Here is a 24,280-nt window from a genome sequence, read left to right on the forward strand (position 1 = left end):
CCCCGCCATGATCCATTCACCCTACGTCCGCAAACCGGTCAGCGTGCAGCGCACGATGGGCCTGGTGCTGATCGCGCTGCTGCCCGGAATCGCCGCCTACGTGTGGCAAGTTGGCGCCGGCGTGCTGATCAACCTCGCCCTCGCCACCGTCACCGCGGTGCTCGCCGAAGCCCTGATGCTGCGCCTGCGCCGCCGCCCGGTCGGCATCGCCGTCACCGACCTGTCGGCCGTCGTCACCGCCTGGCTGGTGACGCTATGCTTCCCGCCGATCGTGCCGTGGTGGCTCACCGTCACCGCCGTGCTGGTCGCCATCGTCGCCGTCAAGCACCTCTACGGCGGTCTCGGCCAGAATCCGTTCAACCCGGCAATGGTCGCCTACTGCACGATGATCGTCGCCTTTCCGGCGCTGATGTCGCAGTGGCCGCCGGCCGGGCAGTTGCCCTTCGACACCCAGCTCGCGCTGATCCTGGGCGGCGCCCGCGAGCTCGACGGCATCACCGGCGCCACCGCCCTCGATGCCCTGCGCACCGGCCTGCGCACCGGCGTCGGATCGGTCGATGCCGTGCGCGAGGGCTCGGCCTTCGGCCTGCTCGGCGGCCGCGGCTGGGAATGGATCGCGCTCGGCTACATCCTCGGCGGGCTCTTCCTGCTCGCCACGCGGATCATCACCTGGCACATGCCGGCGGCCTTCATCGCCACCCTCGGCGGGGTCTCGGCGCTGTTCTGGCTGCTCGATCCGGCGCAGTTCGCCTCGCCGCTGTTCCATCTCGCCAGCGGCGGCGCGATGCTTGCCGCCTTCTTCATCGTCACCGACCCGGTCTCGGGTGCCACCACCCCACGCGGCAAGCTCCTGTTCGCTGCCGGCATCGCGCTGATCGCCTGGCTCATCCGCAACTTCGGCGCCTACCCCGAGGGGATCGCCTTCGCCGTGCTGCTGATGAACATGTGCGTGCCGCTGCTCGACATGAAGACCCAGCCCCCGGTCTTCGGCCACCGCAACGGGACCCCCGGAGGCGACGGCCGATGAGCATGCGCTATTCCGCCCCCCGCACCGCGCTGCGCACCGCGGCGATCATGGTGGTCTTCACCCTGGTGTTTACCGCGTTGATGTCAGCGACCTACGGCCTCACCCGGCCGGCGATCGAAACCGCGAAGCAGGATGCCCAGCTGCGCCTGATCAACGAGGTGCTCCCCCCCGACAGCTACGACAACGCCCTGCTCGACGACCTCGTGCGCTTCGGCCCGGCACCCGCGATCGGCATGGACGGCGGCGGCCGCGCCTGGCGCGCGCGCAAGGCTGGCCAGCCGGTGGCGCTGGTGATCGAGGCCGCCGCCAGCGACGGCTACGCCGGGCGCATCGCCCTGGTGGTGGCGGTCGCCGTCGACGGCCGGCTGTCCGGGGTACGCGTCACCGAGCACAAGGAAACCCCCGGCCTGGGCGACTACATCGACCCGAAGAAGGACCGCCGCAAGGACATGCCGTGGATCGGCCAGTTCGCCGTCGCCAGCTGGAAGGATGTGGACACCGCGGCGTGGAAAGTACGCAAGGACGGCGGCAGCTTCGGCTACCGCAGCGGCGCCACCATCAGCGCACGCGCGGTGGTCGGCGCCGTCGGCCGCAGCACCGCGTTCGCCGTCGAGCACCTGGACGCCTTCTTCGCCGCACCTGCCGGCAGCCTGCTCGGAGCCCCGTGATGACCCCCACCGAATTCCGCGACCTCGCCTGGAACGGGCTGTGGAAGCAGAACCCCGGCCTTGCCCAGCTGCTCGGCCTGTGCCCGATCCTCGCGGTGAGCACGACGATGGTCAACGCGGTGAGCCTCGGCCTCGCCACCATCCTCGTCATGGCGCTGGCCAACCTCGCAGTGTCGGCGCTGCGCAACCTCATTCCCTACGAGATCCGCATTCCGGTGTTCATCCTGATCATCGCCGCGCTGGTCACCGTCGTCGATCTCGCCTTCAACGCCTGGCTGCACGACCTCTATCTGGTGCTCGGCATCTTCATTCCGCTGATCGTCACCAACTGCATCGTGCTCGCCCGCGTCGAAGCCTATGCGGCCAAGAACGATCCGCTCACCTCCACCGTCGACGGCCTGATGATGGGCCTCGGCCTGGTGTGGGTACTGGCGGTGCTGGGCGGGCTGCGCGAGCTGCTCGGCGCCGGCACGCTGTTTTCCGGCATCGACATGATCCTGCCCGGGGCCTCGGCGCTGTCGGTGTTCGGCGACGACTACCCCGGCTTCCTGATCGCGATCCTGCCGCCCGGCGCCTTCTTCGCCCTCGGCGTGCTGATCGCCGTATTCAATGCGCTCAACGTCCGCCTCGCGGCCCGGGCCCGGCGGATGCCGCCGCCCGCGGCCGCCGTGCACGAAGCCGAAAGCGGATCGGCCGCCGCCGGCTGAGCCCGATGCCGACGATGAAGCGCGAGGCGATCCGCGAATTCTTCCGCCGCCTCCACGACGCCGACCCGAACCCGCGGACCGAGCTCGAATACGCTTCGCCCTACCAGCTGCTGGTCGCGGTCGTGCTCTCGGCGCAGGCCACCGACCGCAGCGTCAACCTCGCCACCCGCAAGCTGTTCGCCGCCGCCCCGACCCCCGAAGCGATGGTCTCGCTGGGCGAGGAAGGCATCGCCGGATACATCAAGACCATCGGCCTGTTCCGCACCAAGGCGAAGCACACCCTGGCCCTGTCGCGCCAGCTGCTCGAACGCCACGGCGGCGAAGTGCCCGCCGAGCGCAACGCGCTCGAAGCCCTGCCCGGGGTCGGGCGCAAGACCGCCAACGTGGTGCTCAACACCGTGTTCCGCCAGCCGGTGATGGCGGTCGACACCCACATCTTCCGCCTCGCCAACCGCAGCGGCCTGGCCCCCGGCAAGGATGTGCTCGAAGTCGAGCAGGCGCTGATGCGGCGCATCCCCAAGGACTACCTGCTCGATGCCCACCACTGGCTGATCCTGCACGGGCGCTACGTGTGCACCGCGCGCAAGCCCCGCTGCGGCGCCTGCCGCGTGCGCGACCTGTGCCTGTTCCGCGACAAGACCGATTGACCCGGGAGAGGCTGCTCCCATGGGGTTGCGGCCCTTATCGGGTTGCGGCCCCCACGGGGTTGCGCCCCTCTTCCCACCCTGCCCCGCCTCCCGCACGGGCGCACAACAACGAGGTTATGCGATGTTCAACCCCAGCCGTGACCAGGTGCGCAGTTTCTTCATCGACACCTGGCGCAAGTACCGCAGCAAGGAAGTGCTGACGCCGATGGAAACGATCGCGGCCGACATCCTCACCCTGCACCCCGAATACCACGCCGTGGTCGAGGACCCGGAGTCGATCGACCGCGACTTTCCGCCCGAGGCCGGCCAGGTCAACCCCTTCCTCCACCTGTCGCTGCACCTGGCGATCGAGGAACAGCTGTCGATCGACCAGCCCCCCGGCATCCGCGCCGCCTTCGATGCCGCCTGCAGCCGTCGCGGCGAACGCCACGACGCCGTCCACGACGCCCTCGAATGCCTCGGCGAGATGCTGTTCACCGCCCAGCGCAATGGCACCCCGCCCGACGGCGCCGCCTACGTCCGCTGCCTGCGCAAGAAGGCGGGCGTACCCGGCTGAGCGCACCGCACCCGGCGCCGCCCCGCCCCCGTCCGGCGGTCGCGTCTGCCGTCCGCCGCGCCCTTCCGGGGCACCTCGAGCAGGTGCGCACAGGCGGGCGCGAGCCGATAGAATGATGCTTTTGCGCCAATGCGCCGCGCGAAGCCTGGCCGCAAGCAATGGCCGGCCTGCACCGCGCGCCCATCACGTCCATTTTTTCTGGAGGTTTCCATGCCCGGACTGCTGCCCGATGTCGATCCCGATGGCCTGCTCGAATATTCCGTTGTCTATACCGACCGTTCGCTGAACCACATGTCGAAGAGCTTCCAGGGCGTCATGCGCGGCCTGTCGGCGCTGCTGAAAAAGGTCTACCACGCCCAGGCGGTGGCGATCGTGCCCGGCAGCGGCACCTTCGGCATGGAAGCGGTGGCGCGCCAGTTCGCCACCGGCAAGAACACCCTGGTGATCCGCAACGGCTGGTTCAGCTACCGCTGGACCCAGATCTTCGAGGCCGGCAACATCCCCGCCGCCTCGGTCGTGTTGAAGGCCCGTCCGCTCGCCGCCGGCCCGCAGGCGCCGTTCGCCCCGGCACCGATCGACGAAGTCGTCGCCGCGATCCGCGAGCACAAACCCGACCTCGTGTTCGCCCCCCACGTCGAGACCTCCTCCGGCATGATCCTGCCCGACGCCTACCTGCGCGCGGTGGCCGACGCGGTGCATGAAGTGGGCGGCCTGTTCGTGCTCGACTGCATCGCCTCCGGCACGATCTGGGTCGACATGGAAGCGACCGGCGTCGACGTCCTCATCAGCGCCCCGCAGAAGGGCTGGACCGCCTCGCCGTGCTGCGCGATGGTGATGCTGAGTGCGGTCGCGCGCGCACGCCTGGACGCCACCACCAGCACCAGCTTCGCCTGCGACCTGAAAAAGTGGCTGCAGATCATGGAAGCCTACGAAGGCGGCGCCCATGCCTACCACGCCACGATGCCGACCGACGGCCTGGTCAAGCTGTACGAGGTGATGCGTGAGACCGAAGCCTACGGCTTCGACAAGGTCAAGGCCGAGCAGCTCGAACTCGGCGCCCGCGTGCGTGCTGCCCTCGAAGCGCGCGGCATCCGCAGCGTCGCCGCCGACGGTTTCCAGGCCCCCGGGGTGGTGGTCAGCTACACCGACGACGACGCCATCAAGAGCGGCGCCAAGTTCGCCGCCGCCGGGCTGCAGATTGCCGCCGGCGTACCGCTGCAGTGCGACGAACCGGCCGAGTTCAAGACTTTCCGCCTCGGCCTGTTCGGCCTCGACAAGCTGCACAACGTCGACCGCTGCGTGGCGACGCTGGAAAAGGCGCTCGACCAGGTACTGTAAGCCGCCTTCCGGCGGGCGGGCGCAGCACCCCGCCCGGGGCCGCGGCCCCCCCGCCCCCTCTTCCGGACTTGCGCCCTCCAGGCCCCACACCATGGATTCGCTACAACTTCTGCCCGGCTTCGCTGCAGCGGCCTTCGCCGTGATCCTGATTCCCGGCCCGACCGTGCTCCTGGTCACCGGCCATGCCCTGTCGGCAGGGCTGCGCAACGCCCTGTTCAGCATCCTTGGCGTCTGCCTCGGCGACATCGTGGCGATGTCCCTCACTTTCCTCGGCCTCGGTGCAGTGCTGGCGACGTCGGCCGAATGGTTCCTGGTGCTGAAATGGCTCGGGGCGGCGTATCTGATTTATCTCGGCATTACCCTGTGGCGTGCGCCGGTGCCCCCCGAAGCGGGCACCGGCAATCAGGAGACGCGCCCGGCCCGGATCATCCTCCGGGCCTTCACGGTGAATGTGCTGCACCCGAAGGGGCTGGCCTTTTACGCCGCCTTCCTGCCCCAGTTCATCCGCCCGGCCGACCCTGCCCTGCCGCAGATGCTGCTGCTCGGCACGACGTTCACGGCCATCGCCTTTAGCGTCCTGCTCGGCTACGCCATCACCGCGGCCCGCTTCCGCAGCCGCCTGGCCCGACCGGACGTTCGCCGGTTCTGCAACCGCAGCGGCGCCGGCTGCCTGGTCGGGGCTGGAATGTACACGCTGTCCATGCAACGATCAGGCTGATGCCGCGCCGCAACCACCCTGCCCTCCCCCGCACGCACAGAGGCGAACGCCCCGTATCCCGTTTCCCAGGAGAACGCACCATGTCCCCCCCGCTCATCCGCTCGCGCCGCCTGCTCGCCACCGCCCTGTTCGCCCTCGCCGGCATCGCCCCGGCCTTCGCTGCCGGCGACGCAGTCACCATGTACAAGGATCCGAACTGCGGCTGCTGCGGCAAGTGGGCCGAGCACATGCGCGCCCACGGCTTCAGCGTGAAGGAGATCGCCACCCCGCAGATGGGCGAGGTCAAGCGCACCGCCGGCGTGCCGCAGGCGCTCGGTTCCTGTCACACGGCGAAGGTCGGCGGCTACGTCATCGAAGGCCACGTCCCGGCCGCCGACGTCAGGCGCATGCTCACCGAGAAGCCCGCAATCGCCGGCCTCTCCGCACCCGGCATGCCGCAGGGCTCGCCCGGCATGGAAGGCCCCTACCCGGCCGACCGCTACGATGTCGTCAGCTTCGACGCCGAGGGCAAGAGCGCGGTTTTCGCCAGCCACTGACCGGATCCGGCCTGCCCGGCAGCGGCCCGCCCGGCGGCGCTCAGGCGGGCGCCGCCAGCGTCCACAGGTGGGCGGCGACCAGCGCCCGCCACGGGCTGAAAGGCGCAAGCCAGCACCGGGTCTGATCCGCGCTCGGGCGCTCCGCCGTGCCGAGCAGCGCCTGCAGACCACGGCGCACCGCGGCATCGCCGTGCAGCGAGCCGTCGACCCAGCCGAAACCGCGCAGCAGCGCGTAATCGACCGTCCATGGCCCGATGCCGCGCAGGCGCAGCAACTCGGTACGGATCTCGTCCGCCGGCGGGTCTTCCACCCAGCGCTCGAGCGGCAGCCGCCCCTGCATCACGGCGTCGGCCAGCGCACGCAGCGCCTGCCCCTTGGCCCGCGAAAAACCGGCGGCGCGCAGCGTCTCCTCGCCCAGCCGCAGCAGGCTGCGGGCGTCGGGATAGCAGGCGAGTCCACCCGAATGGCGCAGGCCCGCAGCCGCGATCAGGCGGCGACGCAGCGACACCGCCGCACTGAGGCTGATCTGCTGGCCGGTGATCGCCCAGCTCAAGGCCTCGAACGGCGTCGGCGCAAGCGGCACGCGCAGGCCGCGGTTGCGCGCGATCAAGGGGCCGAGCTGCGGATGACGGGCATGGGTATGTTCGAACTCGGCGACCGGCTGCATCAGCCCGAGCATGCGCCGGGCAAGCCGCTCCAGCACCGCTGTCGCAAGCGTCGGCGTCGGCAGGCCGTCAATGGCGAGCACGAGCTCTGCCCGCTGCGCCTCGAAACGAATCGTCAGGCAGGCGGGCCGCCCTTCCCAGGCGATGCCCTTGCGCAGCAGGCCGGCTTCGACGCGCTCAGCCAGTTGCTGCGGATCGCGGCGGTGGAAGGCGAGCACGTCGGCGGGGTGAAAGTCCCGCGGCAGCGCGATCTCGCAGCGCAACGCCATGCTCAGCCCTTCGCTTCGCGCTCGAGCAGCGCGCGCTTGCGCTCGACGCCCCAGCGGTAGCCGGCAAGGCCGCCGTCGCTGCGCACGACCCGGTGGCAGGGAATCGCGACCGCGATCGCGTTCGCCGCGCAGGCCGCGGCCACCGCACGCACCGCCGTCGGCGCGCCGATACGCGCGGCCAGCTCGCGGTAGCTCAAGCTCGTGCCAGGAGGGATCTGCCGCAGCGCCTGCCACACGCGCTGCTGGAAAGCGGTACCGCGGAGGTCGAGCGGCAGCTCGAGGCCGAGTCGCGGCGTCTCGACGAAACCGGCCACCTTCGTCACTAACTGCGCGAACTCCACGTCACCACCGATCAGGGGCGCGCGCGGGAAGCGGTCCTGCAGCTCGCACATCAGCACGTCAGGGTCGTCGCCGAGCAGGATCGCGCACACGCCCTGCGCGCTGGCGGCAACCAGGATGGCACCGAGCGCGCACTGGCCGACGGCGAAGCGGATCTCGCTCCTGGCGCTGCCGCTGCGGTAGCGGCTTGCACGCCCCCCCGGCGTGGCGGCGGCGCGATGTTCGGTATCAGCGGCCATGGTTGGCGGATCTCCTTGCTGCAATCGGGGCGGTGAGGGCAATCAGCGCCTTGCGGCCCGACCGGCGCTCTGCGGCGTGTTTCGGAATTACCCCGGCCGCCTTCGCCTCGGCGAAACCGCTCAAATGCCGGCAGGGCGCGCGTTGTGCAACCTGCGGAACAGCATGTGGTGGTTCGGACCCGTTCCACCTTGTAGAAATACGACTCGAGATCAAGAGGACGTCTCCGGAATGGCGTACCGGCGGTTGACGGCATCACCGAAGGCTTGGTCGAGACGTGCTCTTTGGTTTTCCATCCCCCAGTGGGTGAGTGTACCGTCGGCGAGCTGAACAGCCGCTGCGCCCACCGTGCTGCCGGCGACCCCGCCGGCCGCTACCGCCAACGGATTGGCTGTCGCGAGCCCGGCAAGGCTACCGCCGAGCCATCCGCCCGCAGCAGCACCGGCGAACTGGACGGACGCTTTAAGGGCGCTTTGCCAAAGCCGCTCGGAAGACAGCGCCCCGCTTCGATAGCGCTGTACATCAATCGCCACGCCCGCGCCGAGTGCCGCCACGGCTGCCAGCCCACCGACTTTCGCGAAGCCGAAAAGCCGGTTTTGTGCCAACTCGCCGAAGCGTGGCGCGAACGTGAGCGCGCTGCCGGAGGCCGCCAGGCCCGCCGCACCCAGGCTGTAGCTGCTGCTGCTCGCCAGTCGCAGGCGCGCGTCGGTCGAGGCTGGCCCGGGGACCGAGACCGCATCCAGGGCGTCCCGGGCCTCGGGCAAGGTGTGGGTCAGCAGGGCCATGCCGATCCCGATCATTGAGCCGCCGGCGATCGCCCGGTCACGCGCGAGACGCCCAAACTGCGCGTCCATGCGCGCGAGGGCGGAATCGAAGGATTGGACGTTCGGGGGAAGCCGGCGGCCGGTGGCGACGCGCTCCATCGTGACCACGCCGGCGCGCATCGCATGGCTCCGAAGCTGCGGCGTGATGCCGTGGCGGTTGATCCAGAACTGGGGCTGGCCGGTGAGCCTGCCTTCACGGGCCATCTTGTCCATCTGGATCTTGAGCTTGGCCTCGTTGGTGATCTGCGAGCGCAGCGAGTAGTCCTTCACCTCGATCCGGCCATACAGGCCGGTACGACGATTCCGGATGACGATATCGGCGTCGGTCTTGCCCCATGGGCGGTCGAGCTTGCGGCTCATTTCCACGAGCTGGTTGCGACCGTCGTTGTCGAGCCGGATCGCGTAGAGCAATTCCCGCGTGTGCCCCTTCACTTGCGCGCGGTTCGAGGAGGCCAGCAGGCGGGCGATTTTCTCGACGCCGGGAATCGACGGGTCGATCGCCATCCGGCCTGCGAAGTTGTTGAAGATGCGGCGCAGGCCGCGCTCGCCGAGTCTTCCGGAGCGGACGATCGTACGCAGGGCGTCGACTCTCGCCGCACGACTTGGCGAACTGGCTAGGTGTTGCTCGTGCCAGATCCGAATGGCCTGGTAGTTGGCGGGTCCGGCCTCGATCGGGAGCGTGGCGCCCTGGGCGGCTGCGACGGCGGGGAAGGTGGTCGCCGCGAGCACCATGAGCAGCGAGGATTTCATGGCAGGTCCTCCGGCGTGCGCTTGGTGGCGTTCGCGAAACCTTGGACGACCTCGGCCTGACGGGTTTCATCCAGGCTCCCGAATCGGTCGCTGAAAACCCGGCGGTGCCACTCGCCGACCGCGTCATCCAGCAGGCGCGTGTCGATGACCGCCAGGCGTTCGATGAGGGCGCGGATGAGTTCGTCCTCGGCCCGCTCGATCGCGTCCTGTCGTTCCGCACCGAGTGGGTTGTTGCGATCGACGCGGCTGTCAATCTCCGCGAGCTTCGTCTCCTCGATCGCCTTCCGTTTCGCAACGCTGTTGATCTGCTCCAGCGCCCACAGCTGATATTTGCGTGATGAGGCCTGCTGCTCACGCGCCGCGTCGGCGCGAACGCGCTCGACCCGTTCGGCAGCGGCGGCGGCCAACGCCTCGACGCGTTGAGCGAGCGCGGCATCGTCGAGTGGGTGCGCGTGCGCAGCGATGCGCAGATCCAGGGTTGCGGTGTGGATCACGCTCCCCAGCCGGGCCTTCAGTTCCGGATCCGCGAGCCGCTCGAAGAGGCTCGCGTCCTGTTCGAGCGCCGCGATCTGCGTAGCGAGGCGCTGCCGCAGTGCTTCTTTGGCCTCTTCGGCAGCCTGTGCCTCGCGGGCCTGCTCGACTTCTCGAGCAAGTTTATCGGTGCGCTCGAGCAGGCGCGCCCCGAGTGCATCGGGCGCACCCTGGGGGCGATTCAGTGCATGTTCGGCGAGTTCCTCGATCAGGTCCTGCAACGCGTCGAGGTCCTTCTCGGGCGTCGTTCGTTGCAGCAGGCGAAGGGCATCGAGTTGCCAGCGCGCGGGAAGGATTCGTGGAAACAGCTCCGACTGCACCCACACCGGCAGGCCCTCGACGAGCGCAGCCAGCGCAGCGGTGAGCGACGCCGTTTCCTCCGGCGAGGCGATCAACACGTCGTGCTGGACCAGTGCCGCCTCGATGCGAGCAAGCGCCTGCTCGGCCCCCTCGGGGAGCTTGATCGGCACGACAGTACCGATGACGCGCTCCACGAGTGTGCCTTGCTGCTCGATGCCGGCGCCCAGGTCGCGCACGGTGGTTCCGAGGGCTTCGAACTGGGCCTTGTTCGTCTCTGCGGCGCGCAGCTGTTGCGCTTCAAACTGACGCAACTGTTCGTTCTGGCGCTCCAGGTGGAGCCAGCCCAAGCCAAAGCCGCCGACGGTCAAGGCGAGCAGGAGCGCAAGGAGCCGCGTGTCGGTTCGTGGAGCAACGGGCAGGGATGTGGGGAGGTGCTCATCGGGCATGGGAGGCTCGGACGGAAGGGGGAGGGGGGCGGATCCTTCGTCATGACCGCAACTCATCAACGTTCCGGACTGTTTGACGTCGCGATGGCAGCGAAAGCACGCTGAAATACTTACGACCCTTGCGCCGGCGGCCGAAGCAGATCGCCCACCACTCCGTTGCACCAGGTTCGGTTCCGCACGATGGCCAGTAACGCATACCGGTTACCCTTCTGTGTCTCGTAAGGAAGTAGCAAGTTACCCGGTTTGGGGAGTGCAGCAGTGCGTGAATCCTTGGCATGAGCGGGCATGGAGCTGGCAGGTGGTGCCGCAAGTGATCCACGACTCTAGCATAATCCGAGAGCTCGGAAACAGACGCTACAAGTTGGGAAGCCGGGCACCATGAGGTACCGCCCGAGCGTTTCCAACGTGATTGGAGGGGAAGCCATTCGTCGTCATGGAGACCTTCGACGAACAGCGCCTGCATACTTGGACTGCATGAAAGCTAGCATTAACTGTTGCCACTATGTTACTTTCTGAAGAACCGGCTAGCAGGATGTTGATTTAATAGGTTTTCCAGCATCCATGCGGGTTGTGAGGCTGATATAATTACATCTGCATTAAGAAACTGATTATTCTCATGCGCGGCATCGACCATAAACAGAACGCCCTGTTCAGCTACGTCAATATCGAAGACCGCATTGACCGGGATCATCCGTTGCGCCGGATCAAAACGCTGGCCGATATGGTTCTGCGCACGATGTCGCCGCAATTCGATGCGTTGTATGCCGATGGCGGCCGCCCGTCGATTGCACCGGAACGCTTGTTGCGGGCGTCGCTGTTGCAATGTCTGTTTTCGATTCGCTCGGAGCGTGCGCTGGTCGAGCATATCGATTTCAACATGATGTTCCGGTGGTTCGTCGGCATGACGCTGGACGAGCCGGTCTGGGATCACTCGACGTTCAGCGCCAATCGCGAGCGGCTCCTCAAGGAGAGCGTGACGCGCGAGTTCTTCGGTGGCGTGGTGGCGATCGCCGAATGGGCCGAGCTGGTGTCGGACGAGCATTTCAGTGTCGACGGCTCGCTGTTGCGGGCGTGGGCCTCGCACAAGAGCATGATGGCCCGGGACGGCTCCGACGAGCCGCCCGGACCGGATCAGGGACGCAACCCCGAGGTGGACTTTCGCGGCAAGAAGCGCTCGAACAAGACGCACGTCTCGCGCACCGACCCGCAGGCCTTGCTCGCCAGCAAGGGCGGCGGCGTGGCGTACCTGAGCTACACCACGCATGCGTTGGCCGAGAATCGTCACGGTCTGATCGTCGATGTCCACACTACGACCGCCACCGGAACCGCTGAGCGTGAGGCGGCGTTGGTGATGGCCAGGCGCAGCATCAAGCCCGGCAATTCGGCGCACAAGCCGACGCTGGCGGCCGACCGGGGGTACGACACCGCCGAGTTCATCGCCGCGCTCGAGCCGCTGGGCATTGCCCCGCATGTCGCGGCCAAGGTCAAGGGCAGCGCCGTGCCCAATGAGGTGAAGTCGTCCCCCGGTTACGCGGTCAGCCTGCGCCGACGCAAGATGATCGAAGAGGCCTTTGGCTGGGCGAAGGATATCGGCACGCTGCGCCATGCGATGGCGCGTGGGCTGGATCGAATCCGTGCGCATGCGTTGCTCAATTTCTCGGCTTATAACCTGACGAGATTGGGCAATCTGCTGGCGCCGTAATTCGCGGGCGCCCTGGCGCCCTGCGGATGGGAAACGTTGTAGTCGAAAAACCATGTCTTTGCGGCGACAGGAGCGCTGCTGATTTGCGGTAGCACAATCGACGGAAAAGTCAGCTTGAATCGGCATGATCACGGGGAAAGCGGGCGATTTTCAAAGTCGATTTTTCCCCGGGGACTGGAAACCGAAGGTGAACCCGAGATTTTCAACACCCTGCTAGAGGGTAAAGATATCAAGGGAACTCGGCTTATGGCTTGGCTGCGCACGAGCGTGCGCAAGCGAGTCAGTTTCGCAGGCCCGTTTCCCAGACCATGGCCTAGACGGTGTCATGTCAGTGCCTGGAGGTGACTGCGCGTTCTCGACAGCAGAAATTGACTCGACAGCTTACGTCGTTGCCAGAGCCCAAACGCCCGGATCCTGATCGCGACCGTACGCCCGATGAGCCATCTGATCGAAGCCCACTACACTACCATGCTGGCCTTGCAGCCACTTGGGCAGTTCGCCAGGGCCGTGCCCAACCACGGGAAGAAAGTGATCGATTCAGGGATTGAGCACACCGGTCATGACGTAGCCTGGCCGGCGAGTGGGGACCGCCAGCAGGCTGCCACGAACATGGGCGGCGTAGTTGAGGGAGGTCGAGTCGGCTACGACGCCGAGCTTGTGTAAGTAAAGGTCGATACGATGTTGGTGTCGTATGTACGCCCCAACGAAAGCTGGGCCAAGTGGGAACACGGTCACCTCATCGCCGCGCATGACATGGATGACTGGCGTCTGCTGTTCATCACGCAGGCTCTCGATCACACCACTCTGCAAGCAGCTGCTAAAGACTTGCATGTATACAGCGGCAAGTTCGACCAGGCCGAGCATGTCTACGTCGGCACGAGTGCGGCCTGCGCCAAGGGAATCGCAAATCAAGAAATAGCCCTGCGCGGTGATCCACGAGATCATCAATGAGCGTACCGCCACCTACGTCAAACCGATGGGCGGCAAAGTTCGCCGTGCGGTTTTATTGAAAGAGACTCGAAAATTACTTGAAACGAGGTGCTGGAATGTCCAAGGCTCCAATCAAATACTATCCGCTTGCAGTGGTTTTAATAGCCTCTCTGAGTGCTTGCCAGCCAGCTGCATATCACCGTGCACAGGTTCAAGACGACTCAAGCGATCGGCTAACCGTTGGGAAAGTTCAACGTGAGATAAGGGTCGGAATGAGCGGCGCCGATGTTGCTCAGGTCCTCGGATCGCCGAACATCGTCTCCACGGACGATCAGCGAAGGGAGGTTTGGATTTATGACAAGATAGCTACCGACAGAGTCTACTCATCCAGCAGTGGTGGAGTCAGCGCGCTGATTCTTGGTTTCGGTGGAGCTGCGGTGGGTGGGCTTGGAGGCAGCGGCACTTCGTCAGCCGGAGCATCATCAACGAGCCAGCGAACCATGACTGTGATTGTCAAATTTGATGACCAAGGCAAGGTTCGTGATTTTGCATACCACACGTCAAGGTTTTGAGTCATGAAAAGGTTTGCTGCGGTTGCACTCTCCCTCGTATTGACTGGCTGCGTTACCGTCCCTCCAAAAACGTTCCTCGTTTCCGAGCAGCAACTACAGAAAAGGCAAATAGAGACAAGGAAATACGAAGGGATCAATGAAACGGACTTGCTTGTCGCATGCTCAAACGCCCTTCAGGATTTGGGTTTTAATCTCGAAAACTCTGAAACGAAGCTCGGTGTTTTAACCGCAGCTAAGCAAAGAGATGCAACCAATTCTGGGGAGATTGCCGCTGCAATTGTCGTTGCGCTGCTGGGTGGTGGGGCGATGGCGATCAGCAAGGATCAATCGATTCGTGTTGCCTTGGTGGTTCGTCCAGCAACAGACGGCGACGGAATTTACCAGGAAAACAGCAACTTCGTTCGGATCACTTTTCAGCGCGTGGTTAGAAAAACCGACAACTCTGCTTTTGCTGAAACGCTTGACGATCCTGAGTTGTATCAAGAGTTTTTTGATCGTGTTTCAAAGTCCGTATTTTTTGAGGGGCAGAAGATATGATTCGCTTAACTTCGTTGATGCTCATTTCGATCCTTGCGTTGACAGGATGCGTTACGACAAACCAACGAGTTCTCGATTCCGGTGATCAAACACAACTTCAGAAACGCAGTTATCAGTCGCGTACCTTCGAGACTGCTGACAAGGAGAGGGTTCTTCGTGCCACGATATCGACGCTACAGGACCTTGGGTTTGTGATCGACAGGGCCGACTTGACCTTGGGTTCTGTAAGCGGCACTAAACTCGCTGGCCATCAGACAAAAATCACGGTCTCGGTGCGACCAAAAGGGAATGATCGAATGTTGGTCCGCGCAAACGCGCAGTTCAATATTTCCCCGATCGAGGATCCGCAGCATTATCAAGATTTCTTTACGTCTTTAGAGAAATCCCTGTTCTTGACTGCGCACGCCGGTGAATAACCAATTACTCGACTCCCTGAGGCAGTGAGGGGTCACTTGCTACGCCGTGATCTCGAAACCGGATGCCATTTCCACACGAAAGTCAACACTTTTAAACGCGGGATGCGAAACGGCTGGCAGCGATAGACCCGCCGAGGGGCGCCTCGAAAAACCTCGGTTTTTGCTCGTTTAGGTTCTGCAAGTGGCGGATTTATATGGAGCAAGTTATTTGAAATCGAGGTTTTTCGAGGCGCCCCGAGCAGAGTGCGCAGTTGAGCCGTAGAGGGCGAGCTGAGCATGGTCACTGCTGCTGATGGCTTTTGACTGCGGGATGATCAAGCAGCGCGCGCGCAGCTGCCCGCAACCGGCATCGACATCCTGCCCGGCGGAGCGGCGCAACTTGGTGAGGATGCGATGCTGGTGCAGCCAGCGCGCGATCCCGCTCGCGCGCTCCCAGCTCGGGCGGCGGAAATCCAGTCCATCGACGCGGTTGAATGGGATCATGTTCATCACCGCGTATTTTCCCGCGAGCAGGCGGACGATGCCCTCGAGTTCATCCTCACTGTCGTTCACGCCCTCGATCAGGGTCCACTGGTACTGGATCGGGTAGCCGGTAGCGCGTGCATAGGCCTCGCCGCGCTCGACCAGCTCGGCCGGATCGATGCGCGGCGCGCGCGGCAGCAGCCAGGCACGACGCTCGGCCCGGGTGGAGTGCAGCGACAAGGCCAGCGCCGGCCTGACCTGCATCTGCGGCAGGCGTTCGAACACCCGCGTATCGCCCACGGTGGAGAACACCAGGTTCTTGTGCGGAATCGCGCCCTCGGTGCCGAGCAGTTCGATCGCATCGACGACGTTGTCGAGGTTGTGCGCCGGCTCGCCCATGCCCATGAAGACGACCTTGTGCACCCGCCGCTGGCGGCGCGCGAGCGCGACCTGGGCGACGATCTCGGCACTGCCGAGCTGGCGCAGCAGGCCGTCACGCCCGGTCATGCAGAACACGCAGCCCACCGCGCAGCCGACCTGGGTCGACACGCACAGGCCGTCGCGCGGCAGCAGCACGCTCTCGACCGCCTGGCCGTCGCCGAGGCCGAGCAGCAGGCGGATGGAGCCGTCCTCACCGGGATGGGACGAGCGCAGGCGGGCCAGGGCGTCGAGTTCCTGGGCCAGCCCGGGCAAGGCTTCGAGCACCCCTTTGGGCAGGCGGGTGGCGTCGGCGCGCGGGCCGCCATCGAGCACCGTACCCTGCAGCCAGGCGCGCAGCAACCGGGCTTCGTGGGCAGGTTTGGCGCCAAGCGCACGCAACCGGTGGCGGATGTGTTCGATTTTCATGGCGGGGCGCATGCTAGCACCCCCGCAGCCTCAGCGCTTGACGTACAGCCCCTGCTGGGCGGCGAACCAGGCGGCGAGGTCACCGAGATCCTGCTTCGACAGGTTCTCGAGCTGCGCGGCCATGATCGGATTCTTGCGCCGGCCGGCCTTGTAGTCGAGCAGGGCCTGCAGCAGGTAATCCTCGTGCTGCCCGCCGATGCGCGGGAACGCAGGCGTCGGGCTGTTGCCGTCGGCTCCGTGGCAGGCGGCGCAGACCTGGGATTTCTCCTTGCCGCGGGCGGCATCGCCAGCCAGGACAGGCATTGCCCAACCCAGCGACAGCAGCGCCAGGCCGGTGGCGCGCCAAACGGAAAGACGTCCGGATTTCATCCTCACCCCCTTTCAGCGCGTAACGCCGTAATAGGCCGCCAGAGCCGCCATGTCCTCTTCGGACAGGCCCGCGGCGATGCTCTGCATGGTCGGATGGCTGCGCTCGCCCGCCTTGTAGGCTTTCAGCGCACTGACGATGTATTCGGGATGCTGGCCGCCAAGCTTGGGCACCGAATAGACTTCGGGGAACGCGGTGCGATAGCCTTCGATGCCGTGGCAGCCGACGCACATCGACAGTTTTGCCTGCCAGGCGCCGGACTCGTCCCCCGCGCCCTGTACCGGCGACAGCAGCGCCGCAAGCGCAATACCGCAAACCAGATGACGTCCCTGCATGGTGAGACCTCCGTTGGGTAGCTAGCCGTGCGCTCGACTCGAACGGCATCCGGTCTGTGTGCGGAACCAGGCACGAACAGTCCCCGCTCCACCGCTTTGCCGGTTTTTTCGTAACGCTAGCCCTATAATCGCGGGGAAATAATCAGAGGATTCCCGGATGTCTGCACTTCGCTTCGATGGCTCCAAGGACTATGTCGCCACTCCCGACCTGATGCTCGCGGTCAATGCCGCGATCCGCCTGCAGCGCCCGCTGCTGATCAAGGGCGAGCCCGGTACCGGCAAGACGATGCTCGCCGAAGAGGTCGCCACCGCCCTCGGCCTGCCGCTGCTGCAGTGGCACATCAAGTCCACCACCAAGGCCCAGCAGGGGCTGTACGAATACGACGCGGTATCGCGCTTGCGCGACTCGCAGCTCGGCGACGACCGCGTCAAGGACATCGCCAACTACATCGTCAAGGGCGTGCTGTGGCAGGCCTTCGAGGCCGAGCACCCCACCGTGGTGCTGATCGACGAGATCGACAAGGCCGACATCGAATTCCCCAACGACCTGCTGCGCGAACTCGACCGCATGGAGTTCCACGTGTACGAGACGCGCCAGACCGTGCAGGCGCGCCACCGGCCGATCGTGTTCATCACCTCGAACAACGAGAAGGAGCTGCCCGACGCCTTCCTGCGCCGCTGCTTCTTTCACTACATCAAGTTCCCCGACCGGGAGACGATGCAGCGCATCGTCGATGTACATTTCCCCGACATCCGCAAGACCCTGCTCACCGAAGCGCTCGAAGTATTCTTCGGCCTGCGCGACGTCGCCGGCCTGAAGAAAAAACCGTCCACTTCCGAGCTGATCGACTGGCTCAAGCTGCTGGTGGCCGAGGATATTCCGCCCGAAGCCCTGCGCAGCGCCGACAACAAGGCCTCCATTCCGCCGCTGCACGGCGCCCTGCTGAAGAACGAGCAGGACATGCACCTGTTCGAGCGCCTGGTCCACATGGCCCGCCTCAACCGCTGAGGCCGGACCGTGTTCGCAGCCCGGAGGACACCACGGCAATGCTGATCGACTTTTTCCTGCACCTCAAGGCACGCAAGCTGCCGGTGTCGACACGGGAGTTCCTGACCGTGCTCGAAGGCCTGCGCGACCGCGTCTGCGGTCATTCGATCGACGACTTCTATTTCTACGCCCGTACCTGCCTGGTCAAGGACGAGTCGCTCTACGACCGCTTCGACCAGGCCTTCGGCGAGTACTTCAAGGGCGTCACCGAGATTCCCGGCCTGGACGCCGAACTGCCCGAGGACTGGCTGCGGGCGATGATGAAGAAGCATCTCTCGGCCGAAGAGCGCGCGAAGCTGGAAAAGCTCGGCTGGGACAAGCTGATGGAGGAGTTCCGCAAGCGCCTGAAGGAACAGAAGGGACGCCACCAGGGCGGCAGCAAGTGGATCGGCACCGGCGGCAGCTCACCCTTCGGCAACAACGGCACCCACCCCGAAGGCATCCGCGTGGGCGGCGAATCGGCGGGCAACCGCACGGCGGTCAAGGTGTGGGACAAGCGCGAGTTCCGCAATCTCGACGACTCCGTGGAACTGGGCACGCGCAACATCAAGGTCGCGCTGCGCCGCCTGCGCCGCTTCGCCCGCGACGGTGCGGCCGAGGAGCTCGATCTCGACGGCACCATCGCCGCCACCGCGCGCAACGCCGGCTGGCTCGACCTGATGATGCGGCCCGAGCGCCACAACGCGGTCAAGGTGCTGCTCTTCCTCGATGTCGGCGGCTCGATGGACGACCACATCAAGGTGTGCGAGGAGCTTTTTTCCGCCTGCCGGCTGGAATTCAAGCACCTGGAGTATTTCTACTTCCACAACTGTGTCTATGAAGGCGTGTGGCGCGACAACCATCGCCGCCACGCCGAGCGCACTCCCGTGCTCGACGTGATCCACAAGTACGGCCCGGACTACAAGCTGATCTTCGTCGGTGACGCCACCATGAGCCCCTACGAGATCCTGCACCCGCACGGCTCGGTGGAGCACATGAACCCCGAACCGGGTTCCGCCTGGCTGCGACGCCTGCTCGACGCCTACCCCGCTGCGGCCTGGCTCAACCCGGAGCCGGAGCGCCTGTGGCCCTACCGTCAGTCGATCGAGCTGATCCACCAGATCATGGGCACGCGCATGTTCCCGCTGACCCTCGAAGGCATCGCCCGGGCGATGCAAACCCTGTCGAAGAAACACTAAAAAAAGAGGCGGCCTGCCGGCCGCCCCAACTGCTGTCCACACAAGTGCAATGCATTGCGTGAAACACGGTGATCCGGCCGGCCCGCAACGGGACCGCCGTGAATCATTCGGTGAAAGGCAACGGCTGCATGCCGAAACCCTCGTCCAGGTGCTTGATCTGGTGCAGCAGATTATCAAGCTCGCTCTGCAGGCTCGACAGGCCGTCCTCGTCCATCAGGCGCAAGGCTTCGGGCAACACGCCGCGCGCCGGCGAAGGTGCCCGGGCGAGTAGAGCCACCCCCTCGTCGGTGAGGTATAGCCTGACCACGCGCTGATCGGCGCTGGTGCGCTCCTTGCGCAGCAGGCCGGCCGTTTCGAGCCGGTCGACCATATTGGATGCGGTGGACTGATGCAGCGCCATCCGGTTGGCCAGTTCGCCCACGCGCAGGCCCGCCGCCTCCTTGAGTTCCTGTAGTGCCCACAGCTGCGCACCGGTTACCCCGCTCTTGCGTTCGATCCACTGGGAGTGGCGCTGTGCGGTACGGATGAGGATCCTGAAGCGCTGCAGCACGGAAAGCGGTGTTGCCGGTTTCTTCGGTTTGTGTTGCGTTTCCGCCATTTAAAAATCTCGCTCGAACTATATTTTCTCAAATCATTATTGTCAAAAAAACATCACGCCCTGCCACAAGCCATATGGTAGCGGTATCGTTGACCCTGCGCATGCGAGGTGCAGCAAAAAGGCTCGTGCCACCACCCGGTTTGCCCCACTCACTCGACGCGGCGATCACGGGATCGCGCACCGCAACAGAGGCCACGATGAGCGCCGAATCCAGCCCTGACACTCCCAAACCCTCCCCCTCCCGGTGGGCACTCCACCGCGTAGTGCGGGGCGGTCGGCGCTATGCGCTGCCGTGGCTGTCGCTACGGCGCTGGCGGGTGCGGCTCTTGCTGGTCGGTGCGGCCCTGCTCGCCGGGCTGATCGCCATCGCATTCGCGATCGGCGCCGAACTCGCCATCGAAACCCATGCCGGACTGATGCACGAGCGCCCCTGGCTGAGCCTGGTCGTCGCCCCCGCAGGCTTTGCCCTCCTCGCCTGGCTGTCCCGGCGGCTGTTCCCCGGCACCGAAGGCAGCGGCATTCCGCAGGCGATCGCAGCCGCGATGTCGGACGACAACCACGTGCGGCGGCAACTGCTGTCGCTACGCATCGCCATCGCCAAGGTCTTTCTGACCCTGGGGGGGCTGCTCTCGGGCGCCTCAATCGGGCGTGAAGGGCCGTCGGTACAGGTCGGCGCATCGATCATGCACCTGCTGGCCGGGCGCAAGCGCCGGCGCATCGCATCGAGCCGCGACCTGATTGTCGCCGGCAGCGGCGCCGGTATCGCCGCGGCGTTCAACACCCCGCTCGGCGGCATCATGTTCGCAATCGAGGAGATGTGCCGCCACCGCGCCTTCCGCGCCAACAGCACCACCCTCGCCGCAGTCATCTTCGCCGGCCTGATGTCGCTCGCGGTGCTGGGCAACTACACTTACTTCGGCCGTACTCCGGCCACCATCGGCTGGCCGGACGGCATCTGGCCGGTACTGTCCTGCGGCATCGCCGGCGGCCTGCTCGGAGGAGGGTTCGCACGCCTGCTGATCGCTTCCTCGCGCGGGCTGCCGGGGCAGGTCGGGGTGTTCGCGCTGAGCCGGCCGATCACCTTCGCCGCCGCCTGCGGCCTGGCGACCGGAGTCATCGGCCTCGCCAGCGGCGGCCTCACCTACGGCACCGGCTACGCCGAATCCAAGGCTGCCCTCGAAGGCAGCGCAGCCTTGCCGGTGGCCTTCATGCTGCTGAAGATGGCGGTGATCTGGCTCGCCTTCGTCGCACGCATTCCAGGCGGCATCTTCGCCCCGGCGCTGGCGGTCGGCGCGGGCCTGGGATCGGACATCGCGCTGCTGCTGCCGGGCGAACCCGACCCCGCGATCCTGGTGCTGGGCATGGTCGCCTTCCTCGCTGCGATGACCCAGGCGCCGATCACCGCGTTCGTGATCGTCATGGAAATGACCGCCAACCACCAGATGCTGCTGCCCCTGATGGCCACCGCGGTGGTCGCCCACGGCATCTCGCGGTCGGTGGCGCCGGTCCCCCTCTACGACGCCCTGTCCCACCCCTGGCTGCGCCGTGCGGAAATGCGCCTGCATCGCGCGCTCCCCGCCGGCAGCGAAAGACAGCCGCCCGTCCAGCCCTGAACGCCCTCGACCGCCGCTGCACCGCCCCCCTGGGCGGGGGCGTAGGGGGGGAGATAATTTCTGCAGTGTATACACACAACAAGCAAAAAATCGATTTTTCGTCTAGAATCGGTCCATACAATCACAAATGTATACAAATGGCGATAAAAACGCTTTCCCAGGCGCCTGAAGACAATCCTTCCCAGACGGTACGCGCACTGTTGCGCCTGCGCGAGATGATCCTCGACGGTGAATTGCCCGCTGGCGAGCGCATTTCCGAACCGGTCGTCGCCGAACTGACCGGAATATCGCGCACCCCCATCCGCACCGCCCTCGTCCGCCTGCAGGAAGAAGGGCTGCTCGACCCGATCCGCTCCGGCGGGTTCAAGGTGAAGTCGTTTTCGCTCGATGAAATCTGCGATGCGATCGAGGTCCGCGGCACGCTCGAAGGCCTCGCCGCACGGCTGGCAGCGGAACGTGGGGTGGCGCCGGAGCTGATCGATGCCTTGCGCGCCTGCACCCGCGACATCGACGCCGCGCTCGATGCCAGCACCGAACTCAGCGACGAGCGCTTCACCGCCTACGTCGAAGCCAATGCCCGCTATCACGCGCTGCTCGAGCAGGCCTGCGCCAGCGAAGTCGTACAGCGCCAGCTCGAACGCTGCAAGGCGCTGCCCTTTGCCTCACCCAATGCCTTTCTGCGGGTGCAGGCAGTCTCTCCCGATGCGCTGCTGACGCTGCAGATCGCCAACGCCCAGCACTGCGCCGTGATCGAGGCGCTGGCGGCGCGTGAAGGCAGCCGTGCCGAAGCACTCATGCGCGAGCACACCCGCATCGCTCGACGCAATCTCGAGACCACCCTCGCCAATCCCCACATCAAGGCCCTGGTGCCTGGTGCCAGCCTGATCGTGACCCGCTGAGGCCGCTTCCCATCGCTCGCTATGCCAGCGGCCAAGAACGATACGAACGCCCCACCCCCAGCAAGGAGACCTCCGCCATGTTTCCCAAGAACGCCTGGTACGTTGCCTGCACACCGGATGAGATCGAGCACAAGCCGCTCGGCCGCACGATCTGCGGCGAGCAGGTCGCCCTTTATCGCGCCCAGGATGGCATCGCCGCTGCAGTGGACGATTTCTGCCCGCACCGCGGCGCACCGCTGTCACTCGGCCGCGTTGTCGACGGCAAGCTGGTGTGTGGCTACCACGGCCTCGAAATGGGCCGCGACGGCAGGGCCGTGGCGATGCCGGGCCAGCGCGTGCGCGGCTTCCCCTGCATCCGCAGCTATCCGGTGATCGAGCGCGGCGGCTTCGTATGGATCTGGCCGGGCGACCCGACGCAGGCCGACCCCGCCCGCCTGCCGCACATGGAATGGGCCGACAATCCGGACTGGGCCTTCGGCGGCGGCCGCTACTACATCCGCTGCGACTACCGCCTGATGATCGACAACCTGATGGACCTGACTCACGAAAAATACGTCCACGCAGACAGCATCGGCCAGAAGGAGCTCGACGAAGCCGCACCGACCACCCGGGTCGAAGGCAACACCGTGATCACCGGCCGCTTCATGGAAAACATCATGCCACCCCCGTTCTGGCAGGCCGCGCTACGGGGCAACAAGCTCGCCGACGACGTACCGTGCGACCGCTGGCAGATCTGCCGCTTCAGCGCACCGGGCCAGGTCCTGATCGATGTCGGCGTGGCCCACGCTGGCAAGGGCGGCTTCGACGCCGATCCGGCGGTCAAGGCCGCCGGCACCGTGGTCGACTTCATCACCCCCGAGAGCGAAACCACGATGTGGTACTTCTGGGGGATGGCACGCAACTTCGAGCCCCGCGACGCAGCGCTCACCGCCCGCATCCGCGAAGCCCAGGGCAAGGTCTTCAGCGAAGATCTGGAAATGCTCGAATCACAGCAACGCAACCTGCTGCGCTGGCCCGAGCGCAAGCTGCTGAGCCTGAACACCGACCTCGGCGGGGTGCAGGCGCGGCGTATGCTTGAACGCCTGGTCGAGCAGGAACGCAGCACCACCGCACAAACCGGCACCTGATCCTGCCCCCTCCTATTCAGCCTGTTGCCGCCACACCTTCTTTCCTGCGGGCCAGCCCACGACCCGCCCAACAAGGACGCGCATCATGACCTCCCCGACCCTGAACGTCCGTGTCGTGCGCAAGGCCGCCGAAGCGGTCGACATCGCCACCTTCGAGCTCGTCGCCGCCGACGGCAGCGCCCTGCCGCCGTTTTCCGCCGGCGCCCACATCGACGTCCATCTGCCCAACGGCCTCGTCCGCCAGTACTCGTTGTGCAACGACCCGGCGGAGACCCACCGCTACCTGATCGGGGTACTGCGCGATCCCGCCTCGCGCGGCGGCTCGCAGGCGATGCACGACCAGGTCCGGGACGGCGACCTGCTCCGGATCAGCGCCCCCAAGAACCACTTCCCGCTCGCCCACGAGGCTCGCCGCAGCCTGTTGCTGGCCGGCGGCATCGGCATCACCCCGATCCTGTGCATGGCCGAACGCCTGGCCTTGACCGGGGCCGAATTCACCCTGCATTACTGCGCCCGCACCCCCGAGCGCACCGCTTTCCGCGAGCGCATCCGCCGCTCGGCCTACGCCCCGCGGGTGCACTTCCACTTCGATGACGGCGCGCCCGCGCAGAAGCTCGATCTAGACGCCACCCTCGCCCGCCCCGAGGACGGCGTCCACCTCTACGTCTGCGGCCCGAAGGGCTTCATCGATGCGGTGCTCGCCACCGCCCGCGCCAGGGGCTGGGCGCAAGCGCAGCTGCACTACGAGTTCTTCTCCGCCGAGCCCACGGCCTCGGCCAGCGATGGCAGCTTCGAGGTCCAGCTCGCCAGCTCCGGGCGCGTCGTCCACGTGGCCAAGGAGCAGACCGTGCTCGCAGCCCTCGCCGCCGCCGGAGTGGAAGTCCAGTCTGCCTGCGAACAAGGCGTGTGCGGAACCTGCCTGACACGCGTGCTCGAAGGCGAACCCGACCACCGCGACAGCTACCTGAGCCCGGAGGAGCGCGCCGCCAACGACCAGTTCCTGCCCTGCTGCTCGCGCGCCAGGTCGGCGCGGCTGGTGCTCGATCTCTGACGACAGGCGACAAAAAGGGCGGCACCCATCGCGGTGTGCCG

General features: G+C 65.9%; 28 protein-coding genes. 20 read left to right on the plus strand and 8 right to left on the minus strand.

The genetic code is table 11. The features are described 5' to 3' along the window. Positions 1-7 precede the first annotated feature (7 nt). The 8 genes from Tchl_RS15940 to Tchl_RS15975 all read left to right on the plus strand — a co-directional run bounded on the left by Tchl_RS15940 (position 8) and on the right by Tchl_RS15975 (position 6,197). Complete coding sequence (locus Tchl_RS15940; protein WP_075149227.1) at positions 8-1,027, plus strand: RnfABCDGE type electron transport complex subunit D; 1,020 nt, start codon at positions 8-10, stop codon at positions 1,025-1,027. Next, positions 1,024-1,695 carry an RnfABCDGE type electron transport complex subunit G gene (locus Tchl_RS15945; RefSeq protein WP_075149228.1) on the plus strand — a complete coding sequence of 224 codons (672 nt, stop codon included), beginning with the start codon at positions 1,024-1,026 and terminating at the stop codon, positions 1,693-1,695. The genes Tchl_RS15940 and Tchl_RS15945 overlap by 4 nt, the downstream gene beginning before the upstream one ends. Further along, positions 1,695-2,402 (plus strand): electron transport complex subunit E, encoded by a 708-nt coding sequence (locus tag Tchl_RS15950; protein ID WP_075149229.1) that lies wholly within the window; start codon positions 1,695-1,697, stop codon positions 2,400-2,402. Before Tchl_RS15945 ends, Tchl_RS15950 begins: the two co-directional genes overlap by 1 nt. 14 nt (positions 2,403-2,416) lie before the next feature. Continuing rightward, a complete protein-coding gene (gene nth / locus Tchl_RS15955) occupies positions 2,417-3,049 on the plus strand; it encodes an endonuclease III (protein ID WP_075149230.1) in 633 nt (210 codons plus the stop codon). A gap of 121 nt (positions 3,050-3,170) precedes the next feature. Beyond that, complete coding sequence (locus Tchl_RS15960) at positions 3,171-3,605, plus strand: DUF1841 family protein (RefSeq protein WP_075149231.1); 435 nt, start codon at positions 3,171-3,173, stop codon at positions 3,603-3,605. A 210-nt stretch (positions 3,606-3,815) separates the two neighbouring features. Further along, the gene (locus Tchl_RS15965; RefSeq protein ID WP_075149232.1) at positions 3,816-4,943 is read left to right on the plus strand and encodes an aminotransferase class V-fold PLP-dependent enzyme; all 1,128 of its coding nucleotides are present in this window, start codon (positions 3,816-3,818) and stop codon (positions 4,941-4,943) included. 139 nt (positions 4,944-5,082) lie between these two features. After that, a complete protein-coding gene (locus Tchl_RS15970) occupies positions 5,083-5,661 on the plus strand; it encodes a LysE family translocator (RefSeq protein WP_198158968.1) in 579 nt (192 codons plus the stop codon). 80 nt (positions 5,662-5,741) lie between these two features. Next, positions 5,742-6,197 carry a DUF411 domain-containing protein gene (locus Tchl_RS15975; RefSeq protein WP_075149234.1) on the plus strand — a complete coding sequence of 152 codons (456 nt, stop codon included), beginning with the start codon at positions 5,742-5,744 and terminating at the stop codon, positions 6,195-6,197. Positions 6,198-6,237: 40 nt separating this feature from the next. Here Tchl_RS15975 and Tchl_RS15980 read toward each other — a convergent pair whose 3' ends face one another. From Tchl_RS15980 to Tchl_RS15995, 4 genes are all read right to left on the minus strand, one after another. Continuing rightward, complete coding sequence (locus Tchl_RS15980) at positions 6,238-7,131, minus strand: DNA-3-methyladenine glycosylase 2 (protein WP_075149235.1); 894 nt, start codon at positions 7,129-7,131, stop codon at positions 6,238-6,240. Positions 7,132-7,133: 2 nt separating this feature from the next. After that, positions 7,134-7,709 carry a methylated-DNA--[protein]-cysteine S-methyltransferase gene (locus Tchl_RS15985; RefSeq protein ID WP_083945262.1) on the minus strand — a complete coding sequence of 192 codons (576 nt, stop codon included), beginning with the start codon at positions 7,707-7,709 and terminating at the stop codon, positions 7,134-7,136. Positions 7,710-7,919: 210 nt separating this feature from the next. Beyond that, positions 7,920-9,281, minus strand: coding sequence for a hypothetical protein (locus Tchl_RS15990; protein WP_075149236.1), 1,362 nt, complete (start codon positions 9,279-9,281; stop codon positions 7,920-7,922). Then, positions 9,278-10,558, minus strand: a complete 1,281-nt coding sequence (locus tag Tchl_RS15995; protein ID WP_146060794.1) for a hypothetical protein — start codon at positions 10,556-10,558, stop codon at positions 9,278-9,280. Before Tchl_RS15995 ends, Tchl_RS15990 begins: the two co-directional genes overlap by 4 nt. A 616-nt stretch (positions 10,559-11,174) precedes the next feature. Here Tchl_RS15995 and Tchl_RS16000 point away from each other — a divergent pair. The 6 genes from Tchl_RS16000 to Tchl_RS16020 all read left to right on the plus strand — a co-directional run bounded on the left by Tchl_RS16000 (position 11,175) and on the right by Tchl_RS16020 (position 14,715). After that, entirely contained in the window at positions 11,175-12,260 is a 1,086-nt protein-coding gene (locus tag Tchl_RS16000; protein ID WP_075149238.1) for an IS5 family transposase, read from the plus strand. Between the two features lie 435 nt (positions 12,261-12,695). After that, the gene (locus Tchl_RS17845) at positions 12,696-12,923 is read left to right on the plus strand and encodes a hypothetical protein (protein WP_146060745.1); all 228 of its coding nucleotides are present in this window, start codon (positions 12,696-12,698) and stop codon (positions 12,921-12,923) included. 15 nt (positions 12,924-12,938) lie between these two features. Then, entirely contained in the window at positions 12,939-13,211 is a 273-nt protein-coding gene (locus Tchl_RS17850) for a hypothetical protein (RefSeq protein ID WP_146060744.1), read from the plus strand. Positions 13,212-13,306: 95 nt separating this feature from the next. Beyond that, on the plus strand, positions 13,307-13,762 hold the full coding sequence (locus Tchl_RS16010) for a hypothetical protein (protein WP_075149240.1): 456 nt from the start codon (positions 13,307-13,309) through the stop codon (positions 13,760-13,762). A 3-nt stretch (positions 13,763-13,765) separates the two neighbouring features. Continuing rightward, a complete protein-coding gene (locus tag Tchl_RS17855; protein WP_075149241.1) occupies positions 13,766-14,299 on the plus strand; it encodes a hypothetical protein in 534 nt (177 codons plus the stop codon). A gap of 17 nt (positions 14,300-14,316) precedes the next feature. After that, positions 14,317-14,715, plus strand: coding sequence for a hypothetical protein (locus tag Tchl_RS16020; RefSeq protein ID WP_198158969.1), 399 nt, complete (start codon positions 14,317-14,319; stop codon positions 14,713-14,715). 204 nt (positions 14,716-14,919) lie between these two features. Here Tchl_RS16020 and Tchl_RS16025 read toward each other — a convergent pair whose 3' ends face one another. Genes Tchl_RS16025 through Tchl_RS16035 form a run of 3 tightly spaced genes read right to left on the minus strand, consistent with a single transcriptional unit; the run spans position 14,920 to position 16,725 of the window. Then, entirely contained in the window at positions 14,920-16,023 is a 1,104-nt protein-coding gene (locus Tchl_RS16025; RefSeq protein ID WP_083945263.1) for an RNA methyltransferase, read from the minus strand. A 30-nt stretch (positions 16,024-16,053) separates the two neighbouring features. Continuing rightward, on the minus strand, positions 16,054-16,392 hold the full coding sequence (locus Tchl_RS16030; protein ID WP_083945264.1) for a c-type cytochrome: 339 nt from the start codon (positions 16,390-16,392) through the stop codon (positions 16,054-16,056). A 12-nt stretch (positions 16,393-16,404) separates the two neighbouring features. After that, a complete protein-coding gene (locus Tchl_RS16035; RefSeq protein ID WP_075149243.1) occupies positions 16,405-16,725 on the minus strand; it encodes a c-type cytochrome in 321 nt (106 codons plus the stop codon). Between the two features lie 157 nt (positions 16,726-16,882). On the opposite strand from Tchl_RS16035, the gene Tchl_RS16040 reads away from it, so the two are divergent. Together Tchl_RS16040 and Tchl_RS16045 are read left to right on the plus strand one after the other, a co-directional pair. Further along, a complete protein-coding gene (locus Tchl_RS16040) occupies positions 16,883-17,734 on the plus strand; it encodes an AAA family ATPase (protein ID WP_075149244.1) in 852 nt (283 codons plus the stop codon). A 38-nt stretch (positions 17,735-17,772) separates the two neighbouring features. Continuing rightward, complete coding sequence (locus Tchl_RS16045; protein ID WP_075149245.1) at positions 17,773-18,951, plus strand: vWA domain-containing protein; 1,179 nt, start codon at positions 17,773-17,775, stop codon at positions 18,949-18,951. Between the two features lie 103 nt (positions 18,952-19,054). Here the strand turns inward: Tchl_RS16045 and Tchl_RS16050 are convergent, their stop codons facing one another. Next, on the minus strand, positions 19,055-19,549 hold the full coding sequence (locus Tchl_RS16050; RefSeq protein WP_075149246.1) for a MarR family winged helix-turn-helix transcriptional regulator: 495 nt from the start codon (positions 19,547-19,549) through the stop codon (positions 19,055-19,057). 197 nt (positions 19,550-19,746) lie between these two features. Between Tchl_RS16050 and Tchl_RS16055 the strand changes: the two genes are divergently transcribed. From Tchl_RS16055 to Tchl_RS16070, 4 genes are all read left to right on the plus strand, one after another. Next, a complete protein-coding gene (locus tag Tchl_RS16055) occupies positions 19,747-21,162 on the plus strand; it encodes a chloride channel protein (protein ID WP_075149247.1) in 1,416 nt (471 codons plus the stop codon). A gap of 137 nt (positions 21,163-21,299) precedes the next feature. Continuing rightward, positions 21,300-22,061, plus strand: coding sequence for a GntR family transcriptional regulator (locus tag Tchl_RS16060; protein WP_075149248.1), 762 nt, complete (start codon positions 21,300-21,302; stop codon positions 22,059-22,061). Positions 22,062-22,138: 77 nt separating this feature from the next. After that, positions 22,139-23,188 (plus strand): aromatic ring-hydroxylating dioxygenase subunit alpha, encoded by a 1,050-nt coding sequence (locus Tchl_RS16065; RefSeq protein ID WP_075149249.1) that lies wholly within the window; start codon positions 22,139-22,141, stop codon positions 23,186-23,188. A gap of 85 nt (positions 23,189-23,273) precedes the next feature. Further along, positions 23,274-24,239, plus strand: coding sequence for a PDR/VanB family oxidoreductase (locus Tchl_RS16070; RefSeq protein ID WP_075149250.1), 966 nt, complete (start codon positions 23,274-23,276; stop codon positions 24,237-24,239). Positions 24,240-24,280 lie beyond the last annotated feature (41 nt).

Source organism: Thauera chlorobenzoica, assembly GCF_001922305.1.
Taxonomy (GTDB): Bacteria; Pseudomonadota; Gammaproteobacteria; order Burkholderiales; family Rhodocyclaceae; genus Thauera; species Thauera chlorobenzoica.

What these genes read in the sequence shown, in the direction of transcription:
- Tchl_RS15940 (WP_075149227.1), top strand. Translation starts at nt 8, where the DNA reads ATGATCCATTCACCCTACGTCCGCAAACCGGTCAGCGTGCAGCGCACG.
- Tchl_RS16035 (WP_075149243.1), bottom strand. Translation starts at nt 16,725, where the DNA reads ATGCAGGGACGTCATCTGGTTTGCGGTATTGCGCTTGCGGCGCTGCTG.
- Tchl_RS15945 (WP_075149228.1), top strand. Translation starts at nt 1,024, where the DNA reads ATGAGCATGCGCTATTCCGCCCCCCGCACCGCGCTGCGCACCGCGGCG.
- Tchl_RS16010 (WP_075149240.1), top strand. Translation starts at nt 13,307, where the DNA reads ATGTCCAAGGCTCCAATCAAATACTATCCGCTTGCAGTGGTTTTAATA.
- Tchl_RS16045 (WP_075149245.1), top strand. Translation starts at nt 17,773, where the DNA reads ATGCTGATCGACTTTTTCCTGCACCTCAAGGCACGCAAGCTGCCGGTG.
- Tchl_RS16040 (WP_075149244.1), top strand. Translation starts at nt 16,883, where the DNA reads ATGTCTGCACTTCGCTTCGATGGCTCCAAGGACTATGTCGCCACTCCC.
- Tchl_RS16070 (WP_075149250.1), top strand. Translation starts at nt 23,274, where the DNA reads ATGACCTCCCCGACCCTGAACGTCCGTGTCGTGCGCAAGGCCGCCGAA.
- Tchl_RS16055 (WP_075149247.1), top strand. Translation starts at nt 19,747, where the DNA reads ATGAGCGCCGAATCCAGCCCTGACACTCCCAAACCCTCCCCCTCCCGG.
- Tchl_RS16000 (WP_075149238.1), top strand. Translation starts at nt 11,175, where the DNA reads ATGCGCGGCATCGACCATAAACAGAACGCCCTGTTCAGCTACGTCAAT.
- Tchl_RS16030 (WP_083945264.1), bottom strand. Translation starts at nt 16,392, where the DNA reads ATGAAATCCGGACGTCTTTCCGTTTGGCGCGCCACCGGCCTGGCGCTG.
- Tchl_RS15965 (WP_075149232.1), top strand. Translation starts at nt 3,816, where the DNA reads ATGCCCGGACTGCTGCCCGATGTCGATCCCGATGGCCTGCTCGAATAT.
- Tchl_RS15990 (WP_075149236.1), bottom strand. Translation starts at nt 9,281, where the DNA reads ATGAAATCCTCGCTGCTCATGGTGCTCGCGGCGACCACCTTCCCCGCC.
- Tchl_RS15995 (WP_146060794.1), bottom strand. Translation starts at nt 10,558, where the DNA reads ATGCCCGATGAGCACCTCCCCACATCCCTGCCCGTTGCTCCACGAACC.
- Tchl_RS15980 (WP_075149235.1), bottom strand. Translation starts at nt 7,131, where the DNA reads ATGGCGTTGCGCTGCGAGATCGCGCTGCCGCGGGACTTTCACCCCGCC.
- Tchl_RS17845 (WP_146060745.1), top strand. Translation starts at nt 12,696, where the DNA reads ATGAGCCATCTGATCGAAGCCCACTACACTACCATGCTGGCCTTGCAG.
- Tchl_RS17850 (WP_146060744.1), top strand. Translation starts at nt 12,939, where the DNA reads ATGTTGGTGTCGTATGTACGCCCCAACGAAAGCTGGGCCAAGTGGGAA.
- Tchl_RS16020 (WP_198158969.1), top strand. Translation starts at nt 14,317, where the DNA reads ATGCTCATTTCGATCCTTGCGTTGACAGGATGCGTTACGACAAACCAA.
- Tchl_RS16050 (WP_075149246.1), bottom strand. Translation starts at nt 19,549, where the DNA reads ATGGCGGAAACGCAACACAAACCGAAGAAACCGGCAACACCGCTTTCC.
- Tchl_RS16060 (WP_075149248.1), top strand. Translation starts at nt 21,300, where the DNA reads ATGGCGATAAAAACGCTTTCCCAGGCGCCTGAAGACAATCCTTCCCAG.
- Tchl_RS15950 (WP_075149229.1), top strand. Translation starts at nt 1,695, where the DNA reads ATGACCCCCACCGAATTCCGCGACCTCGCCTGGAACGGGCTGTGGAAG.
- Tchl_RS17855 (WP_075149241.1), top strand. Translation starts at nt 13,766, where the DNA reads ATGAAAAGGTTTGCTGCGGTTGCACTCTCCCTCGTATTGACTGGCTGC.
- nth (WP_075149230.1), top strand. Translation starts at nt 2,417, where the DNA reads ATGAAGCGCGAGGCGATCCGCGAATTCTTCCGCCGCCTCCACGACGCC.
- Tchl_RS15975 (WP_075149234.1), top strand. Translation starts at nt 5,742, where the DNA reads ATGTCCCCCCCGCTCATCCGCTCGCGCCGCCTGCTCGCCACCGCCCTG.
- Tchl_RS16025 (WP_083945263.1), bottom strand. Translation starts at nt 16,023, where the DNA reads ATGAAAATCGAACACATCCGCCACCGGTTGCGTGCGCTTGGCGCCAAA.
- Tchl_RS15960 (WP_075149231.1), top strand. Translation starts at nt 3,171, where the DNA reads ATGTTCAACCCCAGCCGTGACCAGGTGCGCAGTTTCTTCATCGACACC.
- Tchl_RS15985 (WP_083945262.1), bottom strand. Translation starts at nt 7,709, where the DNA reads ATGGCCGCTGATACCGAACATCGCGCCGCCGCCACGCCGGGGGGGCGT.
- Tchl_RS16065 (WP_075149249.1), top strand. Translation starts at nt 22,139, where the DNA reads ATGTTTCCCAAGAACGCCTGGTACGTTGCCTGCACACCGGATGAGATC.